Origin of the sequence: Bacillus cereus group sp. MS39 (assembly GCF_040448665.1) — a bacterium.
Taxonomy (GTDB): domain Bacteria; phylum Bacillota; class Bacilli; order Bacillales; family Bacillaceae_G; genus Bacillus_A; species Bacillus_A wiedmannii.
Genome location: NZ_CP123058.1, coordinates 144,221 through 160,665, shown reverse-complemented (window position 1 = coordinate 160,665; position 16,445 = coordinate 144,221). Strand labels below are relative to the sequence as shown.

Genomic DNA, 16,445 nt, shown 5'->3' with positions numbered 1-16,445 from the left:
TGTAAACGCTTTTTTCCATATTTTTTATAAAAAATTCATTTTTTACGCCTCTACAGCAAGCTGTTCTCTCACCGCTTGACGAATCTCATCAATATCAAACGGTTTAGCAAAGTGCATTAAAGCTCCTAAATCTTTCGCTTCTTGGATCATATCAAGCTCTCCATAAGCAGTCATTAAAATTACTTTAATACTCTCATCAATTTCCTTTACATGTTTTAAAATCTCTATACCATCCATACCTGGAATTTTCATATCTAACACTACTAAATCTGGATTATCTTTTTTCACGATATCTAAAGCTTGAAATCCATTCGCTGCTTGGAATGTCTGATAACCTTCTTTTTGGAACACTTCATGTAATAACACACGAATGCCATATTGATCATCAACGATTAAAATTTTACCTTCCATAACTCCCAACCTTTCTGTATAAATACAAGATTTAAAGCTTCTTATATCTTAACGATTAATTTTCGCTATTCTTTGGCAAATCCCTTCCTATTCTTTCTTATTTTACCGTTTCCTATTTTGTTATGCTACCCTTCGATTTCACCTTTCTAAAAAAATAAACTATAATGAAAGCCGGTAAACACGTACGAAAGGGAGTAACATTATGTTAAAAATTTTTTCAACTCAATTAAGTGGTTATTTCTCCAGAGTTTCTCAAAAAGAAGAAATGAATATAGAAGATAGCGCCCGTCTACTTGCTCAAGCATTAGTTGGCGACGGTTTCATTTATTTACATGGTACAAATGAAATGGAGGGCGTTGTTGCTGAAGCATTATTCGGTGCTGAGCCAATGAAGCAAGCAAAACGATTATTTGAAAATGGTAAAGAAGTAGAGGTAACTTCTGCAGACCGCGTACTTCTTATTAGCCGTTTTTCAACAGATGAAGAAGTTGTAGCAATGGCAAAAAAACTTCAAGCTGATGGACACTCTATTGTCGGCATCTCTGCTATTCAAGAAGGTACTGAATCACTAGAACAATATACAGATGTACATATTGATACTAAGCTGTTAAAAGGCCTTATTCCAGACGATGAAGGCAATCGCTACGGATTCCCAAGTTTAATGATAGCTTTATTTGCATATCATGGAATCAAATTTACAATCGATGAAATGTTAAATGAATATTAAAAAAAGCGCCCTATTTCAGGCGCTTTTTTTTATTACTTGCTCTCTTTATTCGTAATAGAAGCACTTACGAAGTCATGGAACAATGGTTGTGGACGATTTGGACGAGATACAAGTTCTGGATGGAACTGTGCTGCCACGAACCAAGGGTGGTCTTTTAATTCAATGATTTCAACTAGACGACCGTCTGGGCTTGTACCAGAGAATACAAATCCTTCTTTTTCCATATCCGGACGGAATTGATTGTTGAACTCATAACGATGACGATGACGCTCATATACAACCGGCTCGTTGTAAGCATTGTAAGCATTTGTTTCTTCAGCAAGCTTACATGGGTATAGACCAAGACGAAGTGTGCCACCTAAGTCTTCTACATCTTTTTGTTCTGGTAATAAGTCAATGATTGCATAAGGTGTGTCAGGATTTATTTCAGAAGAGTTAGCTCCTTCTAATCCTAATACGTTACGTGCGAATTCGATTGATGCAAGTTGCATACCTAGGCAAATTCCTAAGAATGGAACTTTGTTTTCACGAGCATATTGAATTGCAACGATTTTACCTTCTACACCACGATCGCCGAATCCACCAGGTACAAGGATACCATCTGTGTCACCAACTAATTCTTGTACGTTCTCTAGTGTTACGTGCTCAGCGTTTACCCATTTCACTTCTACATCTGTGTCGAATGAATAACCCGCATGACGAAGTGCTTCTACAACAGAAATGTATGCATCTTGAAGCTCTACGTATTTACCAACAAGAGCAATTTTTGTTTTCTTAGAAAGGTTACGTACTTTATTAACTAGCGCAGTCCATTCTGTCATATCTGCAGCTGGATTGTCTAATTTTAAGTGATCGCAAACGATTTGGTCCATATTTTGCTCTTGAAGAGATAATGGAACCGCATATAAAGTATCTGCATCGCGTGCTTCGATAACTGCTTTTGTATCAATGTCACAGAATAATGCAAGCTTGTCTTTCATATCTTGAGAAACAGGCAATTCTGTACGAACAACGATAATATTTGGTTGAATACCTAAGCTGCGAAGCTCTTTAACGCTATGTTGCGTTGGTTTTGTTTTCATTTCACCCGCTGCTTTTAAGTACGGGATTAACGTACAGTGAATGTACATTACATTGTCACGACCGATGTCGCTCTTAATTTGACGGATTGCTTCTAAGAATGGTAGAGACTCGATGTCACCAACAGTTCCACCAATTTCTGTAATAACAACGTCCGCGTTTGTTTCGCGACCAGAACGGTATACACGCTCTTTAATTTCGTTAGTAATGTGAGGAATAACTTGAACTGTTCCTCCTAGGTATTCACCACGGCGCTCTTTTTGAAGAACTGAAGAGTAAATTTTACCTGTTGTTACGTTGCTGTATTTGTTTAAGTTGATGTCGATGAAACGCTCATAGTGACCAAGGTCTAAATCAGTTTCTGCACCATCATCTGTTACGAATACCTCACCGTGTTGGTATGGGCTCATAGTCCCTGGGTCTACGTTAATGTACGGATCAAACTTTTGAATCGTTACGTTTAAACCACGATTTTTTAAAAGTCTTCCAAGAGATGCTGCTGTAATACCTTTTCCTAGAGACGATACTACACCGCCTGTTACAAAAATATACTTAGTCATGAAAAAGCTCCCTCCTATTTTGCTGTTATATAATCACCGTTGCAAAGCGCAACGTATGTAGATAACACTGTATCCATCTTATTGTTAGACTCTTTTTATTTTCTAAACAAAAAACAAAAAAGAAAATTGCTCCCCTCATCACATAAAGTAATAAGTAGGGAGCAATTTTCTTTTATATTTACACTTTAAAAGTATTATCGTCCTTTTTTAAAGAGCCCAAAAATGATTCTACATGGACGATAATGAAAAGTCAAGAACTACAGTTCTTCCTCTTCTTCTTCTTCAGCTTCAGCTTCATCGTACTCAAGTTCTTCTTCGGCGAAGTCATCTTCATCATCTTCATCTAAATCATCAAGATCATCGTCATCTCCGTCTTCTTCTTCAAGAACCTTGTCCAAATCTTCTACCTCTTCTTCACTTGCTTCTGCATCGTCGAAGTCTTCATCTTCTTCGATGTAGTCGTCAAAACCGTCCTCTTCAACTTTACGTTTCTTCTTCGGTTTTGGCTGAGGTAAGATTTCTTCATCAATTTGCTCATATGGGTACCAGCTACGTAGTCCCCAACGATTTTCTCCTAAATTAATGAAACGTCCATCGATGTTTAAATCTGTATAAAATTGTGCGAGTTTCGCATTAACTTGCTCTTGAGATAGTCCCAGCACTTGAGCGATTTCTCGAACCAACTCGTTGAATGTCGTTGCTTGTCTTTTATCCCCTAAAACGCTATGTACAACTTCAATCATTGAACATTCTTTTAGCTCTTCTGGTGAATATTGCTTAAAATTCACTTATGCGGCACTTCCTTTCTTCAAATATAACCTTATATATAACGGTCTGCTTAAAAAAATCCATACTATTCATTATAAACAAAAGTCGCACAAATATGCTACAAAAAAAACGGGAAACTTTAATATGGTAATAAAATTATAATTTGTCTATTCCTTATTTCGGAAACATATGCGCTCCTTGCAGTACATACCTAATTTGCATTTCTGTATATTCTTCAAGCGTATACAGTTTTTGCAGGGCCCAACGTCTAAATCCCCACATTTGTCCTTGTATGAAAATATTATGTGCAAGAAGCTGTATCTCTTTTTTATTTAATGTAAATGTCCCATTTTCTGTACACTGCTCTAAAATATTCTCAAACATCCCGACCATTTGAAACTCTTTTTCTAATACATATGGGAGTGATTCTTTCGGTAAAAAACGTACCTCTTGATACATAATTAATACTTCTTCTTGCAATTCATCCATCACTTTAAAATAATTCGTTATCGCTATCTTTAAGCTTTCTATACTTCCCTTCTCTGTACACACTACTTCCTCTAATCTTTCTTTTACATGTTCATAAATACTATCACAAACTAAATATAAAACATCATCTTTTGTACGAATGTACTCATAAAGTGTTCCAATACTAAACCCAGCCGCCTTCGCAATCTCTCTCGTTGTTGTACGTGGGAACCCTTTTTGCTTAAACAATTGCACCGCACCTTTAATCATTTGTTCACGTCTTAACGCAACTAATTTTTCATCTTTCACGGACGCATGTACATTGTGTTTAACCATCCCCTTCACCTCTCCCTATTATTTTTTGGAAGGAAAAAGCGTAGGAAAATACCTACGCCTTTGATCCTACTTCGTTAACATACGAGAAATTACAAGCCTTTGAATCTCTTGTGTTCCCTCATATATTTGTGTAATCTTTGCATCGCGCATATAACGCTCTACTGGATAATCTTTCGTATAACCGTAACCACCAAATACTTGTACCGCTTCAGTCGTCACCTTCATCGCTGTATCCCCTGCAAATACTTTTGACATCGCTGACTCTTTCCCATACGGAAGCCCTTCCGATTCAAGCCAAGCCGCTTGGTATGTTAGAAGACGTGCCGCCTCCACATCCGTTGCCATATCTGCAAGTTTAAAGCCAATTCCTTGCTGCGCCGCAATTGGTTTCCCAAACTGATGACGCTCTCTTGCATAATCTACAGAAGCATCTAAAGCCCCTTGCGCAATACCGACTGCTTGCGCGGCAATACCATTACGGCCGCCATCTAATGTTTGCATCGCAACTTTAAATCCTTGGCCCTCTTCCCCGAGTAGGTTCTCTACAGGAATACGGCAATCTTCGAACATAATTTCAGTTGTTGGTGAAGAGCGAATCCCTAACTTGCTTTCCTTCTTCCCAACTGAAAATCCTGGTGTATCACTTTCCACAATAAACGCGCTCGTACCACGCTGCTTCGATTCGGGATCAGTTAACGCAAAAACAACATAAATATCAGCAATACCGCCATTTGTAATAAAGATTTTCGATCCATTTAAAATGTAATGGTCTCCATCTCGTTTCGCAGTTGTCCTCATTCCGCCAGCATCTGAGCCAGAACTTGGTTCCGTTAAACCGTATGCACCAATTTTCGTTCCTTCTGCCATCGGTCGTAAAAACTTTTGCTTTTGTTCTTCCGTTCCAAATTTAAAAATTGGCCAACCAGCAAGTGAAGTGTGTGCAGACAGCGTTACACCTGTTGAAGCACAAACACGAGATAATTCTTCGATAGCAATCACATACGCTAAGTAATCGCTTCCAATTCCACCGTATTCTTCAGGCCACGGAATTCCGGTTAAACCAAGCTCTGCCATTTGATCAAATAGTGCACGATCAAATCTCTCTTCTTCATCACGCTCAGCTGCCGTCGGTGCTACTTCGTTCTTAGCAAAATCCCGAACCATTTTTCTTATCATTTCATGTTCTTCTGATAGTTTAAAATGCATTCCCGTCTCCCCCTTGTCCTTTTATAAAGCTCGACTAATAACAAGTTTCTGTATCTCACTCGTTCCTTCATATATTTGCGTGATTTTCGCATCACGGAAAAATCGTTCTACTGGATAGTCTTTCGTATAACCATAACCGCCAAATACTTGCACCGCTTCAATCGCAACTTCAACAGCCGTCTTAGAAGCGAATAATTTCGCAATAGAAGCTTCTTTACCGCATGGTAATCCTTGCGCTCTTAGCGATGCCGCTCTGTATACAAGTAATCGCGCTGCTTCTACACTAGTTGCCATATCTGCAAGTTTGAATCCGATTCCTTGCTGCGCCGCAATTGGCTTGCCGAATTGCTCACGCTCTTTCGCATAATCAATTGCACATGCAAGCGCCGCTTCCGCGATTCCTAATGCCTGCGCTCCGATTCCAATTCGTCCAACATCTAAATTCGCCATTGCCACCTTAAATCCTTGTCCTTCTTCACCAAGTAAATTCTCGGCCGGCACTTTCATATCTTCAAACGTAAGTTGTACCGTGCGAGAACCAAGAAGTCCCATTTTATGCTCATCTTTGCCGATAATTAAGCCCGGTGTATCTTTCTCTACTATAAATGCAGAAATCCCACTTTTTCCTACCTCTGGATTTGTAGAAGCGAATACAATGTATGTACTTGCTTCACCGCCATTTGTAATAAATACTTTCGATCCATTAATAATGTAGTGATCGCCTTTCTTTACAGCTCTTGATTTCAAACTCCCTGCATCTGATCCTGCATTTGGTTCTGTTAATGCAAATGCACCTAAATATTCACCAGTCGCAAGTTTAGAAACATATTTCTGCTTCTGTTCTTCTGTTCCAAAATATAAAATCGGGTTCATTCCAACTGACGTATGTACAGCTAAAATTACACCAACCGTCGCACTTACCTTTGAAATTTCCTCAATTGCTAAAATGTAAGAAATAAAATCCATTTCTGCCCCGCCATATTTTGCAGGCGCTGGAATACCCATTAGTCCAAGCTCACCCATCTTCTGCAAAATCTCTTTTGGGAACACCCCTTGTTCCATACTAGGAACAAAGGGAGCTATTTCCTTCTGCGCAAAATCTCGAACCATTTTCCTCATCATTTGTTGCTCTTCAGTAAAATGAAAATTCATGTACTCCGCCTCCGTTTGCTATATATCTTTTTAATAATTTGGTAAGACCACTATTTTAATAAAAGGAGGACTTTATTCGTAAACGTAGAAACCACGGCCTGTTTTACGTCCTAACCATCCTGCGTTCACATACTTGCGTAATAATGGACATGGGCGATATTTACTATCTCCTAATCCTTCATGCAACACTTCCATAATGTATAAACATGTATCTAAACCGATAAAATCAGCTAATGTAAGTGGTCCCATCGGATGATTCATACCTAGTTTCATTACTTCATCAATCGCTTCTTTCGTCGCTACACCTTCATATAACGTATAGATCGCTTCGTTAATCATCGGTAATAAAATACGGTTCGATACAAATCCTGGGAAATCATTTACTTCAACTGGCACTTTCCCGATTTTTTTCGTAATATCTTCAATTGTTTCGTACACCTCATCATCTGTAGCCAAACCACGAATAATTTCAACAAGCTTCATAACCGGAACGGGATTCATAAAGTGCATACCGATTACTTTCTCCGGACGTTTCGTTACCGCTGCAATTTCTGTAATTGGTAGAGATGACGTATTCGTCGCTAAAATTGCGTGATCTGGAGCAATTTCATCTAGATTCGCAAAGATTTTCTTTTTTATATCCATTTTCTCAACAGCCGCTTCAATAACAAGATCCGCTTCCTTCACACAATCTAAATCAAGCGTTACTGTAAGGCGATTTAACGTCGCTTCCTTCTCTTCTTCCTTCATGCGTCCTTTTTCCACTTGGCGCGCTAAGTTTTTCGTAATAATAGCCAATCCTCTGTCTAATTGCTCTTGTTTTAAATCTTGTACCTTCACATCATATCCTGCCATTGCACATACTTGTGCGATTCCCGAACCCATTTGTCCTGCACCAATTACAACTATTTTTTGTACACCCATTCTTTCTTCCCCCTCAATATAAATTGTTAATAAATCAAAAATCACCTACACGTAAATTAACGAACTTCGATCATAATTGCGTCACCTTGACCGCCACCGCTACAAATAGAAGCAATTCCAATTCCGCCGCCGCGCTGCTTCAGTGCGTGGATAAGTGTAACGATAATACGCGCTCCACTTGCTCCAATTGGATGTCCCATTGCCACTGCGCCGCCATTTACATTCAATTTATCTGGGTCAATTCCTGCAATCTCTGTACTTGCAATTGCTACCGCTGCAAATGCTTCATTAATCTCGAATAAATCGATATCTTCAATTGTCTTGCCTGTTTTTTTCAACAATTCGTTAATTGCATAACCTGGCGTTCTTGGGAAATCTTTAGACTCCACTGCAATTGCTGTATGTGCCAAAATTGTTGCTAATGGCTTTCTTCCTTCTTGCTTCGCTCTGTCTTCGCTCATTAATACGAGCGCAGCACCGCCATCATTTAGTCCAGGAGCATTACCCGCTGTCACTGCCGACGTCTTATCAAATACAGGTTTTAATTTCGCTAATTTTTCAATCGTTGTATCCGCGCGCGGCGCCTCATCTTTTGCAACGACGATAGGATCGCCTTTTCTTTGCGGAATCGTTACTGGCACGATTTCCTCTTCAAAACGTCCTTCTTTATGCGCTGAAACCGCACGCTGATGGCTACGATATGCCCATTCATCTTGCGCTTCGCGAGAGATTCCATCTTCCTTCGCAACTTCTCCACCATAAACACCCATGTGTATACCTGAAAATGCGCATGTCAAGCCGTCAGCAACGTTTAAATCGATGATTTCGTTGTTACCCATTCTGTATCCCCATCTTGCGCCTCGTAAAATGTAAGGACTGTTACTCATTGACTCCATACCGCCAGCTACAATTAGTGATTGATCGCCAGTACGAATAATTTGATCCGCTAACGTAACCGCACGAAGCCCTGATGCACAAACTTTATTCACTGTTTCCGTCTGTACTTCCCAAGGGATTCCAGCAGCCCTCGCAGCTTGGCGCGATGGAATTTGCCCCTGTCCCCCTTGAATAACTGTTCCAAATATAACTTCCTCAACATCACTAGCAGAAACATTTGCTCTCTCAAGTGCTGCTTTAATTGCAATTCCCCCAAGTTCTGTCGCCTTCACGTCTTTTAAAGATCCTCCAAATTTCCCAACCGGTGTTCTTGCAGCACTTAAAATAACTGTTTTACTCATATCTATTTCCCCCATCTCTTTTTTTAGCACCGAGCGCTCGCTCGGTGTTCTTACGTTGAGAAGAGGTGCAATGATTGCACCTCTCTCTAAAGTTGTATTCATGCTTGCAGATTACATCGCTTCTTTCTTCTGTCCGATAACAGAGCGTTCTAAAATCTCTGTTACATCAAGAGTTTGAACCTTCTCTTCTACTTCTTTCGCTTTCGTCCCATCGCTAATCATCGTTAAGCAATATGGACAACCTGTACCGATAATGGATGGTTGCACAGCTAGTGCTTGTTCTGTACGAGCAACGTTAATACGTGAACCTGCTGTCTCTTCCATCCACATTAAGCCACCACCTGCGCCACAGCACATTCCGGTTTCACGGTTACGTGCCATTTCTACAAGATTCACACCAGGAATTGCTTTCAAAATATCGCGTGGCGCTTCGTATACTTCGTTGTATCTTCCTAAGTAACAGGAATCATGGTACGTAACTGTTTCCTCAATAGCGTGAACAGGTTTTAAGCGTCCTTCTTTCACCCACTGAGCTAACAATTCTGTATGATGATAGACTTCTGCTTGCAAGCCAAAGTCTGGATACTCATTTTTAAATGTGTTATAAGCGTGAGGATCAATCGTAACGATTTTCTTCACTCCTGCTTTTTCAAATTCCTCGATATTCTTTGTCGCCATCTCTTGGAAGACAAATTCATTTCCAAGACGCCGCGGTGTATCTCCAGAATTCTTTTCTTTATTACCAAGTATCGCGAATGAAATGCCTGCTTCGTTCATTAACTTCGCAAACGATATCGCAATCTTCTGACTACGATTATCATATGATCCCATTGAACCAACCCAGAATAAATATTCGAACTCCTCGCCAGCTTTCGATTTTTCTTTTACAGTTGGAACCGTTACTTCATCATCACCTTGGCGCCAAGTTTCACGCTCTTTACGGTTCAGTCCCCACGGATTCCCTTGACGCTCGATATTTGTCATCGCACGCTGCGCTTCCGCGTCCATCTTTCCTTCTGTTAAAACGAGATAGCGGCGTAAATCAATAATTTTGTCAACATGCTCATTCATAACCGGACACTGATCTTCACAGTTACGGCACGTTGTACAAGCCCAAATCTCTTCCTCTGTAATAACATCTCCGATTAAACTCGGATCGTAAGCAAGCGTTGTAGCTGCTGATTCTTGTTGCCCTTTCCCAGCTGCTATCATCGCTAACTGATTTCCTTGTGTATTATTAAAAGCAACTACTGGAACCCACGGTGCTTTTGATGTCACTGCTGCTCCTTTATCAGTTAAATGATCGCGAAGTTTTAAAATTAAATCCATCGGCGATAACATTTTCCCTGTTCCTGTTGCCGGGCACATATTTGTACAGCGACCACACTCTACGCAAGCGTATAAATCAATAAGCTGATTTTGTCTAAAGTCTTCGATTTTACCAACACCAAATGTTTCTTGCGTTTCATCTTCAAAGTCAATCTTTTCAAGTTTCCCTGGATTTGAAAGACGTCCGAAGAAAACGTTAACTGGTCCCGCAATTAAATGCGCGTGTTTCGATTGTGGAACATACACTAAAAACGTTAACAAAATTAGTAGATGCACCCACCAAGAGAAATAGAACACAGAAATGGCTGCGGTTTCATTTATTCCCGAGAAAACGTAAGCGATTGCAGAAGCGATCGGTTCACTCCATGAAAGCTCCTCGCCGTGCCATATAATTCCCATCCCATTACCGAGTAGCACAGAAATCATTAAGCCACCAATAAAGATAAGAACAAGGCCTGATTTGAAATTACGTTTTAAACGAACTAGCTTCTCAACATAACGTCTATGAAAAGCCCAAAAGACTGCAATTAAAATAACAAGTGTGACAATTTCCTGGAAGAATGTAAATGCAGGGTATAGTGGTCCAAGTGGAAGATGTGATCCTGGTGCGAGTCCTTTCCAAACGAAGTCAATTGCTCCAAATTGGACAAGAATAAATCCGTAAAAGAACATAACGTGAATAATGCCGCTCTTCTTATCTTTCAGCAGCTTTTTCTGACCGAAAACATTGACCTTAAGGAGATCCCAACGCTCTTTAAAACGACGGTCAAATTCAATCTTTTTTCCTAACTGTATGTAGGCCATCCTCGTCCGTATAAGATACACAAACAAATATCCTGCATAAGCAATAACAGCAATGGCAGCCAGCCAATTAATGATCAGTAAGCTATTCATTTTTATGCTACCCCTCTCTTTGTAAGCCCTCTTTCTTTTTTAGAATCTTCAAAAACATATAATTTTCTGAATTTTATCCCCTGTCTTCATTATATAATGAGTGAGCATTCAGTCAACAGTTTTTTGTTATACAACAACATATTTTTTAATAAAGCTGTTTATTTCGGTGAAACTATAAAGTGAAACTTTAATCCGTAGGGGGTTGTTTCCTCTCGCCTGATTCCTTTAAGTAAGCCTAATTTTTAAGTAGGAGGCTTACCGCCCCTTAATATGGGATAAGGTGAAGCTAATCGGGATTTTCCGGGCAGCCAGTAAAATGAAGGCGAAAAGAATGCAAAGGAGGGAATTCACTTATGTTCTTCTTATCTCTCTTGTTAATATGCGTTACTCTTTGGATCACAATTGACCTTTTATATGGGAGGATTCTTCATTTAAAGCGTGTGCGCTCTCGTACTTTCCCTTTACGTCAAAGTAATTTTCACCTTTATACATACGGGCAAGATTTATATGATGCTTTATTTACTGATATACAACAAGCAAGGCACCATGTGCACGTTTTATTCTTCATTGTAAAAAACGATAAAATCAGTCGTGAATTTTTAAAGTTACTTATCGATAAGGCACAGGAAGGAATTGAAGTAAGACTTTTACTCGATCGATTGGGAAGCCATTATTTATCAAACGAGGCAATTCGTTCCCTACAAAAACACGGCGTCTCTTTTTCATTTTGTCATAAAGTGAAATTTCCTTTTCCGTTCTTTTCTGCAAATCAAAGAAACCATAGAAAAATTACAGTTATTGACGGGAAAATTGGTTATATTGGTGGGTTTAATATTGGAGAAGAATATTTAGGGCATAATCAAAAATTAGGATTATGGCGCGATTATCATTTACGCCTTACAGGAGAAGGAATACAAGATTTACAAAAGCAATTTTTACATGATTGGCTCGACGATACGAAGCAAAATTTATTAGATTCACCTCTTTATTTTCCTAAGCAACAACCAGGAATCATTCTACATCGTTTTATCCCTACTGATGGTGCCTATTTGCAAAATACATTTTTACATTTAATCGAAAGTGCGGAAAAAGAACTCTTTATCGGTACACCATATTTCATTCCTGGGAAGAAAATTATGAATGCATTATTAAAAGCGCGAAAACGTGGGGTTCAAATCACGGTTCTCGTTCCAGAAAAAGCGGATCACGCCCTTGTTCGCGAAGCAAAATTCCCATATTGCCGAAAGTTAATACAAGCTGGGTGTAATATTTACGCATTTCAACAAGGTTTTTTTCACGCTAAAGTTATTATAGTCGATGATTATATTTGTGATATTGGAACTGCAAACTTTGATATGAGAAGTTTATATATTAACCATGAAATCAACTGCCTTTTATATGATAAACATTTTATACAAACAGTAAAAAACAAATTCCATGAAGATCTAGAAAATGCGTCATTACTTTCCTTTAAAGATGTTAGCCCCCTTTCTCTTATTGATAGAGGGAAAGAATGGGTAGGAACGATACTTGCTTTCTTTCTATAGGAAAGATAATGGATAAAGGAGATGTATTCATTATGATTATGCGTTTCGGATATGTCTCACATGCAATGGCACTCTGGGACTGTTCTCCGGCTAAAACGATGACATTTACAAGCTTTCAAAAGCTTAGTAAACAAGAACGAGAAGATAAATTATACGATGTTACACGGCAAAATCTTGAGCATACAATACGTATTCTTCATTACAATATAGCTCATGAAATTCCATTATATCGCTTATCTTCTTCCATCGTCCCACTTGCAACACATCCCGAAGTCGAGTTTGATTACATCGGGTTGTTCACACCGCTTTGGCGTAAAATTGGGACATTAATTAAAGAATACAATTTGCGAGTAAGTTTTCATCCAAATCAATTTACGCTATTTACAAGCGACAAGCCACATATTACAACTAACGCTATTACAGATATGGCCTATCATTATAAAGTATTAGATGCAATAGGAATTGCAGATTCTTCTTATATTAACATCCATGTAGGTGGTGCCTATGGAAATAAAGAACAGGCGGTTGGACGTTTCCATAAAAATATAAAAAAACTTCCTTCACATATAAAAGAGCAAATGACGCTTGAAAATGATGATAAAACATATACAACTGCTGAAACTTTATCGATTTGCCAAAAAGAAAAGATTCCATTCGTATTTGATTATCATCATCACATGGCAAACCTTTGCGAAGAACCGCTAGAAGTATTACTCCCTGCAATTTTTGAAACTTGGTCACATACAAATGTCCCTCCTAAAGTTCACATTTCCTCCCCTAAATCAAAAAAAGAATTTAGGGCTCACTCTGAATATATTGATTTAGAGTTTATTAAGCCTTTCTTACACATTGCAAAAAAAATCAACCATAATTTCGATATTATGATTGAAAGTAAACAGAAAGATTTAGCAATGCTGCAATTAATACATGAATTATCCTCTATAAGAGGGATAAAAAGAATAAATAGCTCAACATTACAATGGTAAATTGTAATGTTGAGCTATTTTTTTCAAAAAAAGTAATTTTTATAGTAAAAAACAACCTATTGTATATGCTATGATTGGAATTAGCATTTTCCACCTGCGATTCAACTTTATTGAAACGGAGCCATAATATGATTAATCAAAAAAAATATGTACACTTTGTCACGATGTATATAATTATATTTTCCCTTTGGATATTTCTTATCCCTAAGGACTTGAATATAAAAGAAATTGGAATTCTCTTCTTATTTTGTTTTGCTGCACTCTTTTCTTGCTATTGCTTATATAAAGCTATTAAGAAAATGAAGCGTAGTGATAAATTATTTTGGGTTTTATTACTCTGCACTTGCATATGCGGACTAACTATGGAAATAACTTTATTCCTTCATTCACTTTCTATATATGATCAAGTCATATTCTCATATAAGGCACTACCTTTTTTCATCATACAATATATTTTGCTCTTTTCTGGGTTTGCTATCAAATTCATAAAACATTATTCTATTAGAGGCCTTGCTCAATTTTCATTCGATAGTATCTTTATTGTTATTATGAATATTTATTTTACCTTAACTTTTATTTTGGACCTCTCAAGCTTTCGTATGTTAACAACAGATCACTGGGTTTTAATTGGATACTTTATTGCACAAGCATTAGTAATTTACGCCGTTATTAGCCTATATAGACGAGAACAATATTCTGCTAGCAGAATTTCATTAATTATCGGTTTTACTATCATACTTGTGTACGGGTATATACATCTGTTCCAACTAAACATGGGGATGAAAACTTCTTCTGAAGTCTCTTATTTAGTACATACTGCTTCAATTTTATTAATTGGTTTATCTTCCATACTATACATTTTGGACAAACCAATGCAGCATGAAACGAAAACAAAGTATTATCGATTTGATTATGTGCGCTTTATATTACCCTATTTCAGTATAATCATTACTTTTTCCTTTATTCTTATTCAACCTTGGGATGATAAGTTCATGCTAATCGGTCTAGTATTATCACTCATCTTATTATTCCTACGACAACTTTACATGTGGAAAGATAATCAAGCACTAATCGATACATATGAACAGTTGACTACACAACTAGAAGGAAAAGTAGAAGAGGGTGCATCTGCGTTATCAAAGAGTGAACAACGCTATAAATCGTTATTCGAAGATCATCCTGATGCCGTTTTCTCTTTAAATATGGATGGTATTTTCCAACAATCTAATACAGCTTGTGAAAGCTTATTTACTGCCTACTATTGTGAAGTAGAAAGCTATTCTCTTCTACACTTTATTGACTCAAAAGACCATGATCTACTAAAGAAAGCTTTACAAATAACAAAAGAAGGTAGACCACAAACTTTAGAAGTTCGCACAAAAGAAAAAGAAGGCTATTACTATTATCTTCACGTTACACTCATCCCTACTTTCATAAACAAAGAAGTTGTTGGGATGTTCGGCATAGCACGTGATATTACAACTTTATATGAAAAACAAAAACAAGTAGAACATTTAGCCTTTCATGATGCACTGACTGGATTACCAAATCGCCGAAAGTTTGAAAAAGATTTAAAAAACATTTTAAATACAGCTCAAACTAGCGTGAATGATGTTGCCGTTATGTTCCTTGATTTAGATCGATTCAAAAAAATTAACGATAGACTTGGTCACGATGTCGGAGATCTATTATTAATTGAAGTAGCAAAAAGATTACGTGGTTGCTTGCGTTCAAAAGATATCGTTGCTCGCCAAGGTGGAGATGAGTTTACAATTCTATTACCAGATATGTACTCAGAAAAAAGTGCGGCTTTTATAGCTGAACAAATTTTAACCGTTTTAAACAAACCATTCTCCATTAAAGACGAAGAACTGTCTATTACACCGAGTATCGGAATTGCCATGTATCCTGATTACGGGACCGATGTTACTGAATTAATGAAAAATGCTGATATGGCTATGTATCGCGCGAAAGCAAATGGAAAAAACAGATTTGTTTTCTTCTCAAAAGAAATAAGTATCGCCCAAAATGAAATCCAATTCTTAGAAGGTGAACTTACAAAAGCATTACAACAAAATGAATTTTTCCTAGAATATCAGCCACAAGTAAGCACAAAAACAAAACAAATTATCGGTTTTGAAGCATTAATTCGTTGGAAGCACCCAAAACTCGGCATCGTGTCTCCTGCCCAATTCATTCCTCTAGCGGAGGAAACCGGATTTATTATTGAACTTGGAAATTGGATTTTACGTACCGCTTGCTTAGAGGCAAAAAGATGGCATAATCAAGGGTTTTCTCACTTAAAAGTTGGTGTGAATTTATCTGTTGTTCAATTTAACCATGCAGATTTAATCCCTACTATTTCAAAAGTGTTAGAAGAAACCGAACTAAAATCAGAAGCACTAGATATCGAAATCACAGAAAGTATCGCAATTAATCAAAATCAATCTGTCATTTCCAAACTAGAACAGCTTCAAAATCTCGGTATTCAAATTTCAATCGATGACTTTGGAACTGGTTATAGTTCTTTAGCTTATTTAACAAAATACCCAATCAACACATTAAAAATTGCTCGAGAGTTTATTTGCGGAATTACAAATAGTCCTTTAGAGGAAGCGATTATCTCCTCCATCATTACACTATCTAAAGAACTAAACTTAGAAGTTATTGCAGAAGGTGTAGAGACGGAAGAACAATGGACGTTTTTATATGAACAAAACTGTGACCACATTCAAGGATTCCTTATTAGCAAGCCCGTTTCTAGTAAAGACGTTTGGATGTTACTACACAAAAAAACAACCGTCTAAGTAAGACGGTTG

13 protein-coding genes are annotated in these 16,445 nt (G+C 37.8%); 4 read left to right on the top strand and 9 right to left on the bottom strand.

Features of this window, described 5'->3' with window-relative positions; all coding sequences use genetic code 11:
• Window positions 1–42: 42 nt before the first annotated feature.
• Window positions 43–411, bottom strand: a complete 369-nt coding sequence (gene spo0F, locus QEP67_RS00745; protein ID WP_000398593.1) for a sporulation initiation phosphotransferase Spo0F — start codon at window positions 409–411, stop codon at window positions 43–45.
• A 202-nt stretch (window positions 412–613) separates the two neighbouring features.
• Between spo0F and QEP67_RS00740 the strand changes: the two genes are divergently transcribed.
• Window positions 614–1,138, top strand: a complete 525-nt coding sequence (locus QEP67_RS00740) for a DUF2529 domain-containing protein (RefSeq protein WP_000912405.1) — start codon at window positions 614–616, stop codon at window positions 1,136–1,138.
• A 32-nt stretch (window positions 1,139–1,170) separates the two neighbouring features.
• Here the strand turns inward: QEP67_RS00740 and pyrG are convergent, their stop codons facing one another.
• The 8 genes from pyrG to QEP67_RS00700 form a co-directional block, all read right to left on the bottom strand.
• Window positions 1,171–2,778 carry a CTP synthase gene (gene pyrG, locus QEP67_RS00735; RefSeq protein WP_000170449.1) on the bottom strand — a complete coding sequence of 536 codons (1,608 nt, stop codon included), beginning with the start codon at window positions 2,776–2,778 and terminating at the stop codon, window positions 1,171–1,173.
• Window positions 2,779–3,035: 257 nt separating this feature from the next.
• The gene (gene rpoE, locus QEP67_RS00730) at window positions 3,036–3,566 is read right to left on the bottom strand and encodes a DNA-directed RNA polymerase subunit delta (RefSeq protein ID WP_001009784.1); all 531 of its coding nucleotides are present in this window, start codon (window positions 3,564–3,566) and stop codon (window positions 3,036–3,038) included.
• A gap of 154 nt (window positions 3,567–3,720) precedes the next feature.
• Window positions 3,721–4,350: a TetR/AcrR family transcriptional regulator gene (locus tag QEP67_RS00725; RefSeq protein WP_000238598.1), complete on the bottom strand. Its 630-nt coding sequence runs from the start codon at window positions 4,348–4,350 to the stop codon at window positions 3,721–3,723.
• Window positions 4,351–4,416: 66 nt separating this feature from the next.
• Window positions 4,417–5,556 carry an acyl-CoA dehydrogenase AcdA gene (gene acdA / locus QEP67_RS00720; protein ID WP_048566719.1) on the bottom strand — a complete coding sequence of 380 codons (1,140 nt, stop codon included), beginning with the start codon at window positions 5,554–5,556 and terminating at the stop codon, window positions 4,417–4,419.
• Between the two features lie 21 nt (window positions 5,557–5,577).
• The gene (locus tag QEP67_RS00715; RefSeq protein ID WP_001009068.1) at window positions 5,578–6,708 is read right to left on the bottom strand and encodes an acyl-CoA dehydrogenase; all 1,131 of its coding nucleotides are present in this window, start codon (window positions 6,706–6,708) and stop codon (window positions 5,578–5,580) included.
• A 72-nt stretch (window positions 6,709–6,780) separates the two neighbouring features.
• The gene (locus QEP67_RS00710) at window positions 6,781–7,632 is read right to left on the bottom strand and encodes a 3-hydroxybutyryl-CoA dehydrogenase (RefSeq protein ID WP_048566720.1); all 852 of its coding nucleotides are present in this window, start codon (window positions 7,630–7,632) and stop codon (window positions 6,781–6,783) included.
• 56 nt (window positions 7,633–7,688) lie between these two features.
• The gene (locus QEP67_RS00705) at window positions 7,689–8,972 is read right to left on the bottom strand and encodes an acetyl-CoA C-acetyltransferase (RefSeq protein ID WP_002108940.1); all 1,284 of its coding nucleotides are present in this window, start codon (window positions 8,970–8,972) and stop codon (window positions 7,689–7,691) included.
• Window positions 8,973–8,981: 9 nt separating this feature from the next.
• Entirely contained in the window at window positions 8,982–11,093 is a 2,112-nt protein-coding gene (locus tag QEP67_RS00700) for a (Fe-S)-binding protein (protein WP_048566721.1), read from the bottom strand.
• 353 nt (window positions 11,094–11,446) lie between these two features.
• Here QEP67_RS00700 and cls point away from each other — a divergent pair, with 353 nt between their 5' ends.
• From cls to QEP67_RS00685, 3 genes are all read left to right on the top strand, one after another.
• Entirely contained in the window at window positions 11,447–12,640 is a 1,194-nt protein-coding gene (gene cls / locus QEP67_RS00695; RefSeq protein ID WP_000465813.1) for a cardiolipin synthase, read from the top strand.
• Window positions 12,641–12,672: 32 nt separating this feature from the next.
• Window positions 12,673–13,626 carry a UV DNA damage repair endonuclease UvsE gene (gene uvsE / locus QEP67_RS00690; RefSeq protein WP_033658954.1) on the top strand — a complete coding sequence of 318 codons (954 nt, stop codon included), beginning with the start codon at window positions 12,673–12,675 and terminating at the stop codon, window positions 13,624–13,626.
• A gap of 128 nt (window positions 13,627–13,754) precedes the next feature.
• On the top strand, window positions 13,755–16,433 hold the full coding sequence (locus QEP67_RS00685) for a DUF4084 domain-containing protein (RefSeq protein ID WP_000609939.1): 2,679 nt from the start codon (window positions 13,755–13,757) through the stop codon (window positions 16,431–16,433).
• The last annotated feature ends 12 nt before the right edge of the window (window positions 16,434–16,445 follow it).